14 protein-coding genes are annotated in these 17,804 nt (G+C 46.6%); all 14 read right to left on the reverse strand.

What is annotated here, in order from left to right:
* Window positions 1-83 precede the first annotated feature (83 nt).
* Window positions 84-866 carry an RNA polymerase sporulation sigma factor SigG gene (sigG, locus tag MHB64_RS23420; RefSeq protein WP_036683631.1) on the reverse strand — a complete coding sequence of 261 codons (783 nt, stop codon included), beginning with the start codon at window positions 864-866 and terminating at the stop codon, window positions 84-86.
* A 78-nt stretch (window positions 867-944) separates the two neighbouring features.
* Complete coding sequence (sigE, locus tag MHB64_RS23425) at window positions 945-1,667, reverse strand: RNA polymerase sporulation sigma factor SigE (RefSeq protein WP_028530613.1); 723 nt, start codon at window positions 1,665-1,667, stop codon at window positions 945-947.
* A gap of 91 nt (window positions 1,668-1,758) precedes the next feature.
* Entirely contained in the window at window positions 1,759-2,706 is a 948-nt protein-coding gene (gene spoIIGA, locus MHB64_RS23430; RefSeq protein ID WP_094873089.1) for a sigma-E processing peptidase SpoIIGA, read from the reverse strand.
* Window positions 2,707-2,981: 275 nt separating this feature from the next.
* Window positions 2,982-4,103 (reverse strand): cell division protein FtsZ, encoded by a 1,122-nt coding sequence (gene ftsZ, locus MHB64_RS23435; protein WP_094873067.1) that lies wholly within the window; start codon window positions 4,101-4,103, stop codon window positions 2,982-2,984.
* A 61-nt stretch (window positions 4,104-4,164) separates the two neighbouring features.
* Complete coding sequence (gene ftsA, locus MHB64_RS23440) at window positions 4,165-5,427, reverse strand: cell division protein FtsA (RefSeq protein ID WP_094873069.1); 1,263 nt, start codon at window positions 5,425-5,427, stop codon at window positions 4,165-4,167.
* Window positions 5,428-5,771: 344 nt separating this feature from the next.
* Window positions 5,772-6,542: a cell division protein FtsQ/DivIB gene (locus MHB64_RS23445; RefSeq protein WP_094873070.1), complete on the reverse strand. Its 771-nt coding sequence runs from the start codon at window positions 6,540-6,542 to the stop codon at window positions 5,772-5,774.
* A 63-nt stretch (window positions 6,543-6,605) separates the two neighbouring features.
* Complete coding sequence (gene murA, locus MHB64_RS23450) at window positions 6,606-7,889, reverse strand: UDP-N-acetylglucosamine 1-carboxyvinyltransferase (RefSeq protein ID WP_094873072.1); 1,284 nt, start codon at window positions 7,887-7,889, stop codon at window positions 6,606-6,608.
* Between the two features lie 308 nt (window positions 7,890-8,197).
* A complete protein-coding gene (gene murG / locus MHB64_RS23455) occupies window positions 8,198-9,310 on the reverse strand; it encodes an undecaprenyldiphospho-muramoylpentapeptide beta-N-acetylglucosaminyltransferase (RefSeq protein WP_094873073.1) in 1,113 nt (370 codons plus the stop codon).
* A 5-nt stretch (window positions 9,311-9,315) separates the two neighbouring features.
* Window positions 9,316-10,413: a stage V sporulation protein E gene (spoVE, locus tag MHB64_RS23460; RefSeq protein WP_042130238.1), complete on the reverse strand. Its 1,098-nt coding sequence runs from the start codon at window positions 10,411-10,413 to the stop codon at window positions 9,316-9,318.
* A gap of 54 nt (window positions 10,414-10,467) precedes the next feature.
* Complete coding sequence (murD, locus tag MHB64_RS23465; protein ID WP_094873075.1) at window positions 10,468-11,889, reverse strand: UDP-N-acetylmuramoyl-L-alanine--D-glutamate ligase; 1,422 nt, start codon at window positions 11,887-11,889, stop codon at window positions 10,468-10,470.
* Window positions 11,890-11,892: 3 nt separating this feature from the next.
* The gene (gene mraY / locus MHB64_RS23470) at window positions 11,893-12,858 is read right to left on the reverse strand and encodes a phospho-N-acetylmuramoyl-pentapeptide-transferase (RefSeq protein ID WP_042190854.1); all 966 of its coding nucleotides are present in this window, start codon (window positions 12,856-12,858) and stop codon (window positions 11,893-11,895) included.
* A 21-nt stretch (window positions 12,859-12,879) separates the two neighbouring features.
* Entirely contained in the window at window positions 12,880-14,286 is a 1,407-nt protein-coding gene (locus MHB64_RS23475) for a UDP-N-acetylmuramoyl-tripeptide--D-alanyl-D-alanine ligase (RefSeq protein WP_341135481.1), read from the reverse strand.
* Window positions 14,283-15,770: a UDP-N-acetylmuramoyl-L-alanyl-D-glutamate--2,6-diaminopimelate ligase gene (locus tag MHB64_RS23480; RefSeq protein ID WP_094877669.1), complete on the reverse strand. Its 1,488-nt coding sequence runs from the start codon at window positions 15,768-15,770 to the stop codon at window positions 14,283-14,285. The genes MHB64_RS23475 and MHB64_RS23480 overlap by 4 nt, the downstream gene beginning before the upstream one ends.
* 55 nt (window positions 15,771-15,825) lie before the next feature.
* Entirely contained in the window at window positions 15,826-17,751 is a 1,926-nt protein-coding gene (locus MHB64_RS23485) for a stage V sporulation protein D (RefSeq protein ID WP_076284763.1), read from the reverse strand.
* Between the last annotated feature and the right edge of the window lie 53 nt (window positions 17,752-17,804).

Genomic DNA, 17,804 nt, shown 5'->3' on the forward strand with positions numbered 1-17,804 from the left:
GTGAGGCTAAGCTTAAACAATAAAAAGAGGAGATCATCCAAAATCCTTATCACGGATTCTGGATATCTCCTCATTCAGACAATTTAAGACTTCACATGTTTTTGCATTTGCTGAATCGCAGATTTCTCTAGACGTGAGACCTGTGCCTGTGAGATACCAATCTCATCTGCGACCTCCATCTGTGTTTTCCCTTCGAAAAACCGCATGGATAAAATTCGTTTCTCCCTTTGACCTAACTTACGCATCGCTTCACGTAAGGCGATTTCTTCGATCCACGACACATCCTTATTCTTATCATCGCTAATCTGGTCCATTACATAAATAGGATCGCCACCGTCATGATAGATCGGTTCGAATAAGGACACTGGATCCTGTATAGCATCAAGGGCAAACACTACATCTTCCTTCGGTACACCAAGTGCTTCAGAGATTTCGAATATCGTCGGTTCCCGCGAATTCTGATTAGTCAGACTATCGCGTACCTGAAGCGCCTTGTAAGCAATGTCTCGGAGTGAACGCGATACTCGAATCGGGTTGTTATCACGCAAGTAACGGCGGATCTCACCAATAATCATCGGAACCGCATATGTGGAGAACTTAACGTTTTGTGATAAATCGAAATTATCGATGGCTTTCATCAGACCGATGCAGCCTACCTGGAACAAATCGTCAACAAATTCCCCCCTATTATTGAACCTCTGGATAACACTTAGAACAAGCCTAAGATTACCATTTACCAATTTCTCTCTGGCGGATCGCTCGCCCTGCTGCTGCAGCGAAGTGAACAGTTGCCGCATTTCCACATTCGTTAGAACAGGCAGCTTAGCAGTATCCACACCGCAAATCTCGACTTTATTACGGGTCATGATGATTTACCTCCCAAGGAGAAACATTACTGTACATTATCTCCCGGGTTGGCCATTTTATTCCTTGCTAATTTCACCTTATACCATCTTGTTAAACTCCTTACGCAGCCGCTTAATAATTCGTTTCTCCAGACGAGAAATGTAAGATTGGGAAATTCCGAGCAGATCCGCCACATCTTTTTGTGTCTTTTCTTCGCCCCCACGCAGTCCGAAACGCAGCTCCATAATGAGTCTTTCCCGTTCACTCAGCTTTTCCAGCGCCTTTTGCAGCAGCTTGCGATCGACCTGTTCTTCAATGTTCCGATAAATGGTATCATTTTCCGTTCCTAATACGTCTGAGAGCAGCAATTCATTACCATCCCAATCGATATTAAGAGGCTCATCAAAAGAAACCTCACTCCGTGTCTTGCTATTACGCCGCAGATACATCAAAATTTCATTCTCTATGCAACGTGATGCATAAGTTGCTAGTTTTATTTTTTTCTCGGGATCAAAAGTGTTAACCGCCTTAATTAATCCGATAGCCCCTATCGAAACCAGGTCTTCAATATTGATTCCGGTATTCTCAAATTTACGAGCGATATACACTACGAGGCGCAGGTTACGCTCAATCAGCATCGCACGAACAGCTGCATCGCCGCTGGATAGCCGCTGAAGCAGATACTCTTCTTCTTCCCGTGTCAGCGGTGGAGGTAGAGCCTCGCTCCCGCCGATATAATAGATTTCCTGACTCTTCAACCCCAGTAGAAACAGCATGCGGTAATATTGCAGCTGCAGAGCAATTTTCCATTTGACCATTATTGTTCCTCCTCCAAGAAGTACACGGTTAGCGTATAAAGCTTTTAATTCCCGCTTTCAGCCATCAGAAGTTTGGTTCAGCTAGCTTTAAAGATTAGGAAGGTAGTGCTGCATCAGTGGCGCTCTCTTTTTGAGTTAAATCTGGATGTATGACCGCCCGATAGGCTCCATCTCCTGAGAGTGTCCCGCCATCCAGCCCAATTAAGACTCTTTTACTATAAAAGATATCTTCACCGAGCTTTATCGTCACAAGGTCTGGCTTCAGTGCGAGCATAAATGATGCCCCTCGGTTAATCCCCCTGTAAGGTACTAGTCGCATCCTATCCTGCCAAGCAAACGACTGCCCGTCCGTTTCTAGCAAAAGTTTGTCCGCACCATCCTGAGTGAGTCTCCCTTTCCATGCAGCAGGCAGATGCCCCTCCCAGAGCGTCGATTCCATCACCATCACCGGTATGCGGGTCAAAGGATCACAGAGACGATTACCTGTGTCTAACAGGCCAGGACAGGAAACACTTACACCATCAATTTCAACAACCACCTCACCGATATAGGTTTCAAGCTGCTCCCTTCTGATTCGTGAAGAATGCACTGCCTTGAAGCAGATTAACACCAGGGGGAATACTGCAATGACAAACCAAAAGCCGATCTTTAGGCCGTAGGCATGCCCTCCTGAAGCAGTGAACATAATACCATTCCAAATGTCGCTGGAGCTCTGCAGCAAATAGTGAATACCAACAATTCCACCTGCGGCTGCAAAATTGATAATATAGAAAGCTCCCATAGTGCGAAGATAGCTTTGCAGACTCCCAAAACCAAAGGCAATCCATAACATAACTACCGACAATCCAAACTTGATAAGGAAGGTATACATGAAAGACAGCTCCGGTACAAACATCATCACTACATACAGTGCGCCAACGAGAGCTGAGACGATTAAACGCCACCATGAGATTCTCAGCTTAACCATCCAGCCTGTCAGCCACAAAAGAATTCCGTCGATCACTAGATTGGCGGCGAATATCAAGTCAATATAAACAACCAGTGCATTCACCTGCTTAATGGCGGAATCTATCCTCTAGCCAAATTGGATCAGGCTCTGTTTTTTGGACGATATGATTAGTATAGAAAGTCTCGCTTTCAAAGTCTGTCTAAACTTGGGGGGCATTCTTGCGGTTTTTTTGTCGAGTTATAGCGCCTGAGGATTTATTCCTTCTTCATGGAATTTTCGGATCTTTTATTTCAAAAAAAAAACACCGTACCGCCATAGCTAATTAGCTAAGCGATACGGTGTTCTCGTATTAACTTGATTCTCTTTAATTAATCGTTGTTGCCCCGAGTACGATTACGCAGGAACGTCGGAATATCGAGCTGGTCAGAAGAACTCTGATTGCCGAAAGGACGTAAATTTGCTGCGCTCTTATCCGGTGCTGCCGCAGGCTCGTTATTCGTCGAGACCGGACGACGTCCTGGAGTTTCAGGCGAAGGTTTATGTTCAAAGCCAGTAGCAATTACTGTTACTTTGATATCATCCTTCAGATCCTCATCTATAATCGCACCAAAGATCATATTCACTTCAGGGTCAGAGGCGGATGTAACGATCTCAGCCGCTTCATTCACTTCGTATAGAGAGAGGTTGGATCCTCCCGTAATGTTCATAATTACGCCACGAGCACCTTCAATAGACGTTTCTAAGAGTGGGCTCATGATGGCTTTGCGTGCGGCTTCTGACGCACGGTTCTCACCATTTGCGATACCAATACCCATGAGCGCTGAACCGCGCTCGGTCATGATGGTCTTCACATCCGCAAAGTCAAGGTTAATTAGACCAGGAACCTTAATTAGATCAGAGATACCTTGAACAGCCTGCCGGAGAACATTATCTGCTTCACGGAAAGCTTCTAACATCGGTGTTTTCTTATCAACGATCTCAAGCAAACGGTCATTTGGAATGACGATTAGCGTGTCGACTTTTTCTTTCAAAGCTTCGATACCAAGCATTGCCTGGTTATAACGTTTTCTTCCTTCAAAGGTGAACGGACGAGTAACTACACCCACAGTCAAGGCTCCGCACTCTCTAGCAATTTCAGCTATAACTGGCGCAGCACCTGTACCGGTACCGCCACCCATTCCTGCAGTAACAAACACCATGTCTGCACCTTTAAGGGTATTCGAAATCAGATCACGGGATTCCTCCGCTGCTTTCTTACCGACTTCAGGGTTGGCGCCTGCACCCAAACCGCGGGTTAGCTTGTCCCCAATCTGCAGCTTGTGCTCCGATTTGGCCATATGCAACGCTTGGGCGTCTGTATTAACCGTAATAAACTCTACACCCTGAACGCCGTTTTCAATCATCCGGTTGACAGCATTACTACCTCCGCCGCCTACGCCGATGACTTTTATTTGCGCCAAGCTCTCCATTTCAAAATCAAATTCTAACATATAGTTCCATCTCCCCCTCAATGTGCTTGGATGGCCGGTCCAAGTATATCTGGACTTACACTTATATAAACTCGCTGAACATGTTCTTTAGACGCTCGACAAACCCGGTCTTCTGAGCCGTTTCCTGATTTGGAGTGGCGTTCTGCTTACTCCGGTTGACCGTCTTTTTGTTGCTGCTTCCACCACTGCTTCTTCCACGGAAGCTACGGACAACATTATGCAGGATACCAACACCTCCGGTAAACCCAGGGTCCCGTACACCGATATAATCCGGTACAGCGATGCGTACAGATGCGGCCAATTCAGTCTGGGCCGCCTTTAATACGCCAGGCATCGAAACAGTTCCACCCGTTAGTATATAACCTCCAGGTAGTTCACTGTAACCAAGCCGTTTCACTTCCTGTTTAATCAGATGGAAGATTTCTTGCACCCGTGGTTCGATAATTGCCGCTAAATCCTCTTGGTTAAATTCCTTCTCTACATTACTGCCAATGCGCAGCACCTTGAAGACAACGTCAGAGGCTGCATCGTCAATCCATGCGCAACCATACTTTAGCTTTACTTTCTCCGCTTGATCAGTAAGTGTACGTAGTCCGTATGCAATGTCATTTGTTACAAATTCTCCGCCGATCGGAATCGTAGAGGTTGCACAAAGGGAACTTTCTTCGTATATGGCTATCGTTGTCGACCCGGCACCGATATCAACCAGAACAGATCCCATCGATTTCTCGTCCTTGGAAAGCGCCAATCCACCAGCACCAAGAGACATCAGCACAAGATCCTTCACTTTCAGCCCTGATTTCTCAACACAGCGCAGTAGATTATGTATTGGCGTCTTAGCACCCGTAACGATGGTTGCGTCCACTTCTAAACGAACACCAATCATTCCGCGCGGGTCCTGAATACCTTCGAGACCATCGACGATAAATTGTTTAGGAACAACATCAATCACTTCTCGCTCCGGAGGCATAGCGATGACTTCCGCAGCTTTAATAACGCGATCGATATCATCCTCACCGATTTCACGATCCTCATTCTGAACGGCCACGACACCGTGGCTGGATTGCAGGCCAATATGATTACCGGAAATGCCTACATAAACCTCTGATATTTGAATACCCACCATTTGCTCTGCATGATCTATAGCACTTTTGATCGATTGCACAGTTTGGTCGATATCTACAATCGCGCCTTTACGTATTCCTTCCGAATCAGCAGATCCAACGCCAATAATATTAAAGGTTCCATTGGTAACTTCCCCAATTATTGCCCGAACTTTGGATGTACCGATGTCCAAACTAACAATGATGTCATTGTTGCTCAAGTCCTATGGCACCTCCTGTTATAATCGAAATAATTTGCATAACCTTATCCCGGTCCCGGGAAACTTCTCTGTACATATTCAACATACCTAACCCTTTCCCTCTTTTTTCTACAAATTTTTTGAACGGAATAATATTCCAACATCCCTAAATGTGATTAGTTACTCATAATTTTTTATAAGAATGATAATTATCACAAGAAATATAAGCCTTTTTGGTTATTACTAACCATATATAGTATTATATTTCAAAAAAATCGAAGAAAAAAGAGGGATATAGCTTCTTGCCCGTAAATCCGATTGTAGCATTTTTTGAACTCTATTAGTAGGGACTATTGACCTCTACTCTACTCTTGCACATCTTTTTGCTCATCGCCCTTTTGCTCCTCACTTTCGACCTGAAAAGGAACATACGAATCGGCTTCAAGCATCGTGATAAGTCCAGGCTCCTTTGTCTCTATTACCTGATTCAAGTATGACACTTTGCTCTTCAATAAAGAGATGGATGTGATCACTTCGAAACGGGATCTAGTATAGAGCTTGATACGATCCGGAAATGACAAAGTTGGCGACGGAACAATCTCAGAGATATCACTTGTCAATTCATTAGTAATGCTTGCTAACGCTTGACATAGCTTAGCCTTATTCGGATCGTCCGGATCCCAGTTAGTTAATATGGGCTTCTCAACGGCTATCCCCGTATCATTTACTGGCACTGCAGCTCCACTCGACAGAATCGCCTTCAAGATGCCACCCTGTTCCAGTTCATAGGCCACCGCAGGGAATTCTTCAATCTTCACTGTGATTACCCCGGGAAAATCCTTCTTTACGGCCACGGCCTTAACCGTCTTAAGCTCCAGCAGAGATTGTTCCACAGACTTCGTAGAAACGGCAAAGAATTGTCCACCTATATGAATTCCACTTTGCGAGAGTAATTCTTCACTAGTAGAATACTTGCTTCCCTGAAAATCTATCACTGTAATGTGACTAATAGACGATCTAAAAAAAATCACAGCAAGAAGTGCAGTGAACAGTAGCAGAAGGATCGCCGTAATCTTACGGCTCATTTTTTTCTTAGGCTTGTCCTCTTTAAGAAGAGGTAATCGGGTTGTTGTCATTCTCATATCTCCGTAATAAGGCCCTGTCTCCTTCCTTGGTAGAACTGAAGGAGACAGGGAGCTTTAATTGGCCAAATCAAGTGGATCCGGTACGGGTACCTTGCGGCTTATACGCGCGCCAAGCTTCTGAAACAGCTTCTCTATTCCGTCATACCCGCGGTCAATATGGTGTGCTTGCTCAACGACTGTAGTCCCTTGTGCAGCAAGCCCAGCAATGACCAGAGCCGCACCTGCACGCAAATCAGTAGCTTCCACAGTAGCACCATACAATCTCTGAACGCCGCGAATAAACGCACGATTCATATCAATAGAAATATCAGCGCCCATCCGCGCCATTTCTTCAACATGCTTGAATCGTCCCTCAAACACCGTCTCCTTGATTACACTGAAGCCATCAGCGAGTGACAACAGCACCATGACCTGAGATTGCAGATCGGTTGGAAAAGAAGGATAAGGAGAAGTCACAATTCTCTCAACAGCACGTGGACGCCCCATACAACTGATATTAATTATATCATTGCACACTGTGATTTGAACACCAGCCCGCTTGAGCACATGAATAAGCGAAGTCAGATGCCCCGCGTTGGCATGTGTCAAAGTCACATTTCCTCGTGTAGCTGCCGCAGCAATCATTACGGTTCCAGCCACAATCCGGTCAGGTATCACCTCGTACGTACAGGGATATAGGTTTTTCACCCCTTGAATTGTGATGGTGTCCGTACCTGCACCGATAATCTGAGCACCCATACTATTTAGAAATTGCTGTAGGTCCTGTATCTCCGGCTCTCTCGCGGCCCCCGATATCGTTGTTGTTCCCTCTGCCTTTGCGGCAGCCATCATAATATTCTCCGTTGCTCCTACACTTGGATAGTCGAGATGAATATCACTCCCTATAAGCTTAGAACCCCGACAGAATATTCTTCCGTTGCTCTCCTCGATCTCCGCCCCTAACGCCTTAAGTCCTTGTAGATGAAGATCTATTTTACGCTCTCCGATCGCACAGCCCCCGGGCTGATAGATCGTTACCTCTCCAAATCTGGATAACAACGGTCCCATTAGAAAAATAGAAGATCTCATCTGCCGCATTAAATCCTCAGGGATATGAGATGTCCCGACGGCAGACGTATCTATCGTCACCGTATCCTCTTGATGCACGCACCTGCAGCCCAGCCGATCTAGGATGTCTAGCATAGTCTCGATGTCCAGCAGCTTCGGCACATTATGCAGTGAGTGAACTCCTTCGGCCAGCAGGCTTGCCGCTAGAATCGGCAGCGCCGCATTTTTTGCTCCATGGATACGAATGGTGCCTGACAGGGGACTTCCACCCTCAATCACCAATTTGTCCAATGTATCACCTCCGAGATTACCGCTCACCCACCACAAACACTTCCGTTACAAGCTCATATGAAATGTACAAGTATAAACGTCTTCGGCGTCCTTTATAAGGACGATAGGCGTTTAAGCGAGAAATATAAGGATGATGTATAACGTGAAACTTATACTTTCTTATATTTCAAGAATATCCTGCACTACATCTCAGGTTTGGAAGTGTCCTGGGTGATTGTCACGATTATAGGATTATCCTATGTTCGTTCCTCCAAGTGTGTGACAGAGAGCTGCCAATAAGGAAAACCCGTATGGAAAACGATGATATCTTAAGACTTCTTACCTGCAAGTCTTCGGAGCTCGCTTGTGATTACTGCCGCAGAATCTCTTTTACCAAGTCGTTTGGAGGCCGCTGACATCTCCTCACGCACGGCTTCAGTTCCGATGATTTTTTGAACCGCCTCAAATAGAGCCGTGCCGTTTAAATCTTTCTCAAGCAGTACCACAGCAGCACCTTCACGTTCCAACTGTCTTGCATTCGCCTCCTGATGGTTATTCGTCACATTAGGAGATGGAATAAGTACAGAGGGAATACCCAGCGCTGTAATCTCAGCGAGAAAAGATGCTCCCGCCCGATTAACGATCAAGGAGGTACAAGCCAACACCTCTGGCATATTATGAACATAAGGAAGGACATGCAACCAGTTTGGTAAGCTACCCAGCTTTTGACGTAATTCCGCCCGTGTCTCTTCGAAATAGGGTTCACCTGTAACATACACATAATGAACACCATTACCCTTACCCACTTTAGGGGCCATTTCAATCATGGCTCTATTAATAGCCTTAGCCCCCTGACTGCCACCAACCACCAAAACCACTGTACTGCCATCCGAAATCCCCAGCGATGCGAACCCACGTTGTGGGCTTGCTGTAGTAACTGTTGTAGCACGTGGATTACCAGTATAGATCACATTTTTGCTGCCCGGAAAAGAGGACTCTGTTCCTTCAAAGCTTACGGCAACTGTACTCGCATACCGACTCAGAAAGCGATTGGTCAGACCTGGTATGGCATTTTGTTCATGGATCAAAGTAGGGATGCCCAACCGGGATGCAGCATAAACGACTGGACCACACACATAACCGCCTGTTCCAATCACAACATCTGGTTTGAATTCTCTTAGCATTTCTTTGGATGCCTTAACACCCTTCAAGAAACGCATCACGGTCTTGACATTGTCTATGGATAGCTTGCGCCGAAAACCAGTGATGTCAATAGATTTGAAAGGGATATTCTCTTGAGGAACAAGCTTGCTCTCTAAGCCGCGCGTTCCACCAATATACAGGAAGGTAGATTTGCTATCTTCCAACTCCATTTGCCTAGCAACAGCGACCGCAGGATAGATATGCCCACCCGTGCCTCCGCCGCTTAATACGATACGCATCTCTTTCACCTCGCAAAACGGGATAAGTTCAATAGAATGCCAAGGGATGTTAGCATTAATGTAAGTGAAGATCCGCCATAGCTAATCAGAGGAAGCGTGATGCCCGTTACAGGCATTAGACCAATAACAACACCAATATTAATAATGACTTGCACAGCCACCATACAGACGATGCCAACGGCCAGATAGCTTCCAAAACGGTCAGGCAGACTCATCGCCACCTTCATCCCGCGCCAGATTAGAATAAGAAATAGGATCAACACAGCCAAACCACCGATAAACCCCAGCTCCTCGGCCAATATAGAAAAAATAAAATCTGTTTGTGGCTCAGGCACATAACTGTACTTCTGCCGACTCATTCCTAATCCAAGACCACCGAGCCCCCCAGGACCGATCGCATATAGCGACTGAATGATCTGGTAACCTGCACCAAGGGGGTCGGACCATGGATCAAGAAAAGCGGTAATCCGCTGCAACCGGTAAGGCGCTGCTGCAATCAAAGCAACAAACCCTGCCGCACCAGCTACTCCAAGGGAAAGTAAATGCTTCATTCTAGCCCCTGCTGTAAAAACCATCATCAAGGCTGCACCAAACATGACAGTACCTGTACCCAAATCCGGCTGGAGCATGATCAACGCGAAGGCTGACCCAATGAGCGCAAGCGGTGGGAGCAGGCCGCGTGTGAAGGAAGTGATGTCGTATTCCTCTTTTCCTAGCCAATTGGCTAAGAATAGAATCATCCCCATCTTCATGAATTCAGAAGGCTGGATCCCGAAGGAGCTAATTCCTAGCCAGCTGCGCGCTCCCCCGCGTACTACACCAATACCCGGGATAAGCACAATAACAAGTAAGAAAAAGCAGATTAGAAGTGCCGGCTTAGCCAGCTTTTTCAGCACCCTGTAATCGGTATTCGCCGTAACGAACATTGCGACTAGGCCTAGTCCTGCAAACAAAAGCTGTCTTTTTACAAAGTAAAACGAATCTCCATAATTGCGGAAGCCCAGAACGGACCCGGCGCTGTATACCATCACCATGCCGATCACCAGCAAAGATAGAATAGGAATCAGCAACCAAATATCGGGAGCATGACGAGTTTTGTTCATCAGGAGCACACCTCTTGCATCCGTAGTAGGGATGGGGCTTATCCACCCCCCTACTTAAAGGTTATGCACCGCCTCTTTAAAAATACACCCGCGCTCTTCATAGGATGTAAACATATCCCAGCTTGCACAGGCAGGAGACAAAAGAACAACATCTCCTTCTTCCGCCAGAGCGGAAGCTTCCTGCACAGCTTGCTCAAGCACGGCAGCGGCACTCTCCCCATTATCGACGGAGATAATCTGCTTTAATCCTGCCAACTGTGCTACATTTGTTAGCTTGTCCCTAGTCTCCCCTAACGCCACTATCGCTTTGACTCGGCCGCTCAGGACTGGCAGCAGCTCCATATAATCGGAGCCACGATCTAATCCACCAGCGATCAGCACTACGGGACGCTGGAAGGATGTTAGTGCCATAATCGTCGCTTTGGAGTTAGTTGCTTTGGAGTTATTATAATAAGTGACTCCAGCCTTATCAGCTACATACTCCAGCCGGTGCTCCACACCGCGAAATGAAGCAAGCACATCACCCAATAAAGAGGGGTCTGCTCCAGCAGCGATGGCAATTCCACATGCAGCAAGTGCATTCTCCACATTGAAACGCCCCGGAAGGCTAATGGAATCTACATCAGCAATGATTGTTTCTTGGCCTGCAGAATTGCGATAGATAATGCGACGCATCAGATCGTCATCTTGACCTGTAATATAGGACGGGCTAACAAATACGCCGTAGGTCAGCTCCTCAGACCTAGAGAATGGGAGAATCGAAGCCTTCACATATGGTACCAGTTCCCGGCAAAAAGGATCGTCCCAGTTCAGCACAGCCGTATCCGTAGCTACTTGATTGGCGAACAGCTTTGATTTGGAATCGACATAATCCTTCATGCTGCCATGATAATCCAGGTGGGTCTCCGCAATATTCAACAAACAACCTATTTTGGGGCGGAAAGTCTCCGTACCTTTGAGCTGGAAGCTGCTGAGTTCGACCACCATCCAGTTATCCTCTGTAGCTTCTTGCGCCGCCTCACAGAGAGGCGTGCCAATGTTACCTGCAACAATCGGATTCATACCTGCAGCTTCCAGCATTTGACCTACCCAGGTCGTCGTTGTCGTCTTGCCATTGGATCCCGTGATGCCAATTATCGGCGCTGCACAAAGACGGTATGCAACCTCTACCTCTGTAACTACTTCAATGCCAAGCTCAAGAGCCTTTTGTACAGGAGGTGCAGAATAAGGAATGCCTGGATTCTTAATGACCAGACTTACGCCTTCATGAATCAGTCCATCCGGATGCCCACCGCTTATAACACAAATTCCCAAAGATTCCAATTCGGAAGCTTCGGGACTTTGATCTCTTTCCTTTTTATCGTTCACCGTAACTACAGCGCCTCGATCATGCAGCACTTTAGCAACCTGGACACCGCTTTTTGCGAGTCCAAGCACAACAACTTCTTCACCACGGTACATATCTGGATGTTTCATTTGCTACAACCCCTTGCTAATAAATAGTCCAACAGCAGCTAATATCAAGCTTACCGCCCAGAACGAAATTACCACACGCCATTCCGACCAGCCACCAAGTTCAAAATGATGGTGAATCGGGCTCATTCTAAATACACGTTTGCCACGGGTTTTGAAAGAAACCACCTGTATCACGACTGATAACATTTCCACCACAAACACACCGCCAATAATTAAAAACAGCAGTTCGCTCTTTGTGACAATAGCAATCGCACCTATCGCACCGCCAATACCAAATGAACCGGTATCTCCCATGAATACCTTAGCAGGATGGGCATTAAAGACCAGAAATCCAAGAACGGCCCCGATCATAGCCGCTGCACACACTCCAGCTGCAATTGACGTAGCCTGCATCGCTACAACAGCATAAGCTGCCAATGCAATAGCACTTACACCAGACAGCAAACCATCTACTCCATCGGTAAAGTTAACAGCATTCGTTACGGCCATCATCATAATAATAATGAACGGATAGTAGAAAAAGCCGCCCCAATCAAAGCTGAAATCAGTACCCGGAACGCTGATGCTTGTGCTATGTCCTGCAGAAATCAGCAGACCGCACATCACAGCACCTACCAACAGCTGCCCGAACAATTTTTGACGCGCCGTAAGGCCCAAAGAACGCTTGAATACGATTTTGATATAATCATCCAAAAATCCGATCAGTCCAAAACCAAGCGTAGCCACTAGTAGTACGTAGAAATCGTTATTCACCACAGAAAATTTCAGATAAGCCAATGTAAAAGCCACGATGATTACGATACCGCCCATCGTCGGCGTTCCCGCTTTCTTTAAATGGGATTGCGGTCCGTCATCTCGCACCTGCTGTCCGAATTTCATCCTGCGCAGTAGCGGAATGAAGAGCGGAGCGGCAATGACCGCAAGGATAAAGGAAACAGCAATAGTCAATAACAATAGTTGATAATCCATGGGTACACCCCCTCCATTTATTTAGGTCTCTTTAATCTCTTTACTCAGGCTCTGAAGAACTTCCTCAAGCCTCATCCCTCTGGATCCTTTGAATAGTACAATATCCTTGGAGCTGCTTTTCTCGATAAGGACGGCTGTTAATTCTGACTTATCCGTAAAAGCCAGCACACGCTCGTTTCCGAATCTTTCCTTTGCAGCTTCTGCAATATGGACTGACAATGGGCCATAGGTATATACAAAATCAGTCACTGCGGGGTCTAGGTAGTAGCCAATTTCTTTATGAAACTCTATTTCATCCGGCCCAAGTTCCAGCATGTCCCCCAGTACTGCGATTTTTTTGCCACTGCATTTCATAGTTTGAAGCACATCAATGGCCGCCTTCATAGAAGTCGGACTGGCATTATAAGCATCATTCAAAAGGGTAAGCCCGGAAGAAGTTTGAATCACTTCAATCCGCATACCTGTCAACTTTAGCTTACTTAACCCATTCTCTACATTTTGTTCTGTAACTCCAAAATGGCGAGCAACCGCTAGTGCAGCCAACGCGTTGACAACGTTATGCTGGCCTGGCAGCGGTAATGTAAAAGCATGTTCCTTATGAAGGCTTGACGTAAACGTCATACCACCATTATGGGACATCATCCCTGTCGGATAATCATCATTATCTCCGTTCAGGCCGAAACGGAAGGACACCATCCCCTCCGGAGCCTCAAAAGCGGACTCTTGCATTACCTCAGTCAGCAGCGGTTCATCACCGTTATAAATTAGCAATCCCCCTGGCTTTAGCCCTTCGACGATTTCCAGCTTGGCACGGGCGATTTCTTTGCGGGATCCCAGTTGCAGCAGATGCGACTCACCTATATTAGTAATGACTGCAACATCTGGTGCAGCCAAAGAAGCCAGCAGAGCAATTTCTCCCCGCGAGCTCATACCCATTTCAAGCACTGCAATCTCTGTATCCTCAGCCATGGATAGAATCGTGAGCGGAAGACCAATATGATTATTGAAGTTTCCCTCTGTCTTGTGCACCTTGTACTGCATTTCGAGCATGGCCATAATGATATCTTTTGTCGTAGTTTTGCCATTACTCCCCGTAACAGCGACAACCTTCGGAGCGACCTCATTTAAATACGAAGCGGACAGCTTCTGAAGCGCCTGTAGCGTATCTTCAACAATAATGACTCCGCCACCCTCAGGTGCAGGACCTTTATTACGCTGCCATAAGGTCCCAGCAGCACCGTCAGCAATCGCTGTAGCTGCATAATGATGACCGTCGAATTTGTCTCCCGTTAGAGGAACAAACAGGCAACCTGTAGTTATCTTACGGGAGTCAGTAACGACGCCCGTAACAGTTATATTCACAGTTTCAGCAGCAGGAACTTCACCTGCGCACATCACAGCAATTTGTCCTAGTGTTCTTGTAATCAATAGATTCGACCCCTTATAACTTCTTTAGCGACGATGCGGTCATCGAAATCGTGAACCACTCCGCCAATCAGTTGGTAGGTCTCATGACCTTTCCCCGCAATCAATACTACATCGCCAGAGCTTGCCATTTCAATAGCCTTCCCAATGGCTTCTCGGCGATCAACAATCATATGATACTGGTCAGAGGTGACTCCATCCTCTACTAGCCCTGCTTCTATATCCTTCAGAATGAGCCCAGGGTCCTCCGTCCGAGGGTTGTCAGAGGTTATGAATACCATGTCGCTATATTTTGCGGCAATCTTACCCATCAAAGGTCGTTTCGTGCGGTCTCTATCTCCTCCACAGCCAAACACAGTAAGCACTTTACCTGTAGCAAATTCGCAGACTGTTTTTAATACATTTTCCAGCCCGTCTGGTGTATGTGCATAGTCAACGATAACGGCATAGTCTTGCCCCTCATCTACTGACTCCACCCGTCCAGCTACACCATCAATCGCTTCAAGACTAGTCTTGATATCTGACAGTGACACATCTTCCAACAACGCTGCCGTAATCGCCGCAAGTGCATTATAGACATTGAATTTACCAACCATACGAAGTGAAATGTCCGTCTCACCCTTAAACGTATCTACATGGAAAAAAGTTCCTTTTGCAGTGATCGAGATTTGCGAAGCTCGGACATTAGCGTTGTTATCAATGCCATATGTAATCACTTCCGCTGCAGTTTGGGTTGCAAAATAGTGGCTCGCCTCATCATCAGCATTAAGCACCGCATATTTGCGTTCTTCTTTCCAAGGAGAGATCACATTTCCTAGTCTAGAGAAGAATAGACCTTTAACCGCCCGATACTCCTCCATTGTATGATGATAATCCAGATGATCCTGGGTTAAGTTCGTAAATATTGCTGTACGGAAGTCTGCACCCTTCACACGTCCTTGCTGAAGCGCATGGGAGGAGACTTCCATTATGCAACATTCCACACCTTTGGAGGCCATATCATGAAGCGAGCGCTGCAGATCTAGTGATTCTGGAGTGGTCCCTGACATAGGGTAGCTTTTGCCGTCATAGCGCATTTGAATGGTCCCAATCAGACCCGTCTTCATATTCTGGTCTTGCATAATTCGCTCAATAAGATAAGTCGTAGTTGTCTTCCCATTTGTACCCGTAACCCCGATCATTCTCATTCGGCTGCTAGGTGAGCCAAAGAAGGCATTCGACATGACAGACATCGCAAAACGGCAGTCATCCACAACGATCTGTGGAATATCAAGCTCTAGCTTATGCTCACATACGATAGCAGATGCTCCAGAGGCTACGGCTTGCGGCGCAAATTTATGTCCGTCTACGGTGTGACCCGGTAAACAGATAAACAGATCACCCGGACTTACACGGCGGGAATCAATCTGAAGATCAGTAATCTCCACCTCCCCGTCCCCGTATAGACGCGAAGTAGCAAGACAAGCAGATAATTCATTAACTTTCATAGTAATCCCTCACTCTACATTTTCGGATACAAACTGAACCCTTATATCTTTATCATTATTCACTAGAAGCTCCCATATAAATCCTGATGGTTGAGCCCTGTTCTACTCTTGCCCCAGCTTTCGGAGCCTGATTGATGACCGTATTGCCAGAGCCTGAACGCGCCAGATTAAAATTCATATTTAAATCCTCATAGATATCTTGTACGGTTGCACCTGTAAGGTCAGGCACGGTCACAATCGGAGTTTCACCGTATTTATAGGTTTTTGGAAGCTGATCACTGCGCTCAGGAACCTTCATATAGTGCAGCGAGTCTTCCAAAATATTTTGCACGATTGGAGCTGCAACTACACCCCCAAATTGAATCCCTTTCGGGTTATCCACTGCAGTGTAGACAACGATCTGTGGATCATCCGCCGGCGCAAAGCCAATAAAAGAAACAATATGCTCTGTCGGAGAATAACGTCCATTTACAACCTTCTGTGCAGTACCCGTCTTGCCACCTACACGATAGCCGTCGATAAAAGCCGGCCGTCCCGTGCCTTTGGCAACCACGCTCTCAAGTGCTGCCCGCACCTTCTTGGATGTCTCCTCCGAAATCACCTGCCGCACAAGCTCAGGCTTCACCTCTGATACCGTCTCTCCCGTTTCCGGATTAACCCATGACTTTGTTACATGTGGTTTATAGAGATTACCACCATTGATAGCCGCGGACACCGCAGCAATCTGCTGAATAGGTGTAACCGAGACCCCTTGGCCAAAGGCCGTAGTTGAAAGCTCTACCGGACCTACTTGACTAAGCTTGAACAGAATCCCATTAGATTCTCCGTTTAGATCAATTCCCGTTTTGCTGCCGAAACCAAAATCACGAATATATTTGAAGAGTGTTTCTTTGCCCAGCCGTTGCCCAAGAGCAACAAAACCAGGGTTACAGGAGTTCTCAACCACCTGAAGGAAGGTCTGGCTGCCATGGCCGCCTTTTTTCCAACAGCGCAGCTTCGCACCCGCCACTTCGATAAACCCAGGATCATAGAAATGATCGTTTTGCAGGTCTACCTTACCTTCTTGCAATGCTGCAGCAAGTGTGATGATTTTGAACGTCGAACCAGGCTCGTAGGTCATCCAAATGGGCAAATTCCGATTATAGATCTGCGGATCATATTCCTTATATAGACCCGGTTCATAACCCGGTCTACTAGCCATGGCCAGAATTTCACCATTCTTCGGATTCATCGCTATAGCCCAAGCGCCCTGCGCCTGATATTTCACCATAGCTTGATCCAGCTCACGTTCCATAATGGATTGAATCTGTTTATCAATCGTCAATTGCAGATTAAGCCCATCCTGAGGGGCAGAATACTTCTCCGATGATCCAGGCATGAGTCTTCCACCTGCGTCAGACAAATACGAAATATTGCCTGCTATTCCTTTAAGTAAATTATCGTAAATGTTCTCGACGCCGGTAATCCCTTGGTTATCAATACCTGTAAAGCCTAGTATATGCGCGGCAAGATCGCCGTAAGGATAATATCTTTTGCTATCCTCAGCGACAACGATGCCCGGCAACTGCAAATCACGGATGCTCGCGGCAAGTTCCATCGTAATTTTGCGGCCGCCGGGCTGTAGTTTCACCGACATTGATTTTTTAGTCAGCAAGCTCATCAGCTTCTCCTCGGTCATCCCAAGTAGAGGCGCCAATTGCTGCGCTGTCTTTTGCTTCTCCTTCACCTGCACAGGCACCGCATAAACCGTAGGCGTACTGATATTATAGGCCAGCGGTATACCTTCACGATCCAAAATTTCACCACGCTTGGCTGTAAAAGGAATATTCCGGCGCAAGGAATCTTCTACCTTGTCACTTAATTTCTCGCCTTGGGATAATTGCACGTAAGCAAGACGTACGACCAGCGAACCGAATAACACTGCCAGTCCCAGCAGCGTCCATAGCATTCTCCGCCGTGTTACGACCTTCGAAACCTTCATTCCGTTCTCCCCCGCTTTCACCTATAGACATGAGCTCTTATCTTCATGACTAT

The organism is Paenibacillus sp. FSL K6-2859, from assembly GCF_038008265.1.
In the GTDB taxonomy this organism is placed as follows: Bacteria; Bacillota; Bacilli; order Paenibacillales; family Paenibacillaceae; genus Paenibacillus_AQ; species Paenibacillus_AQ nitricinens.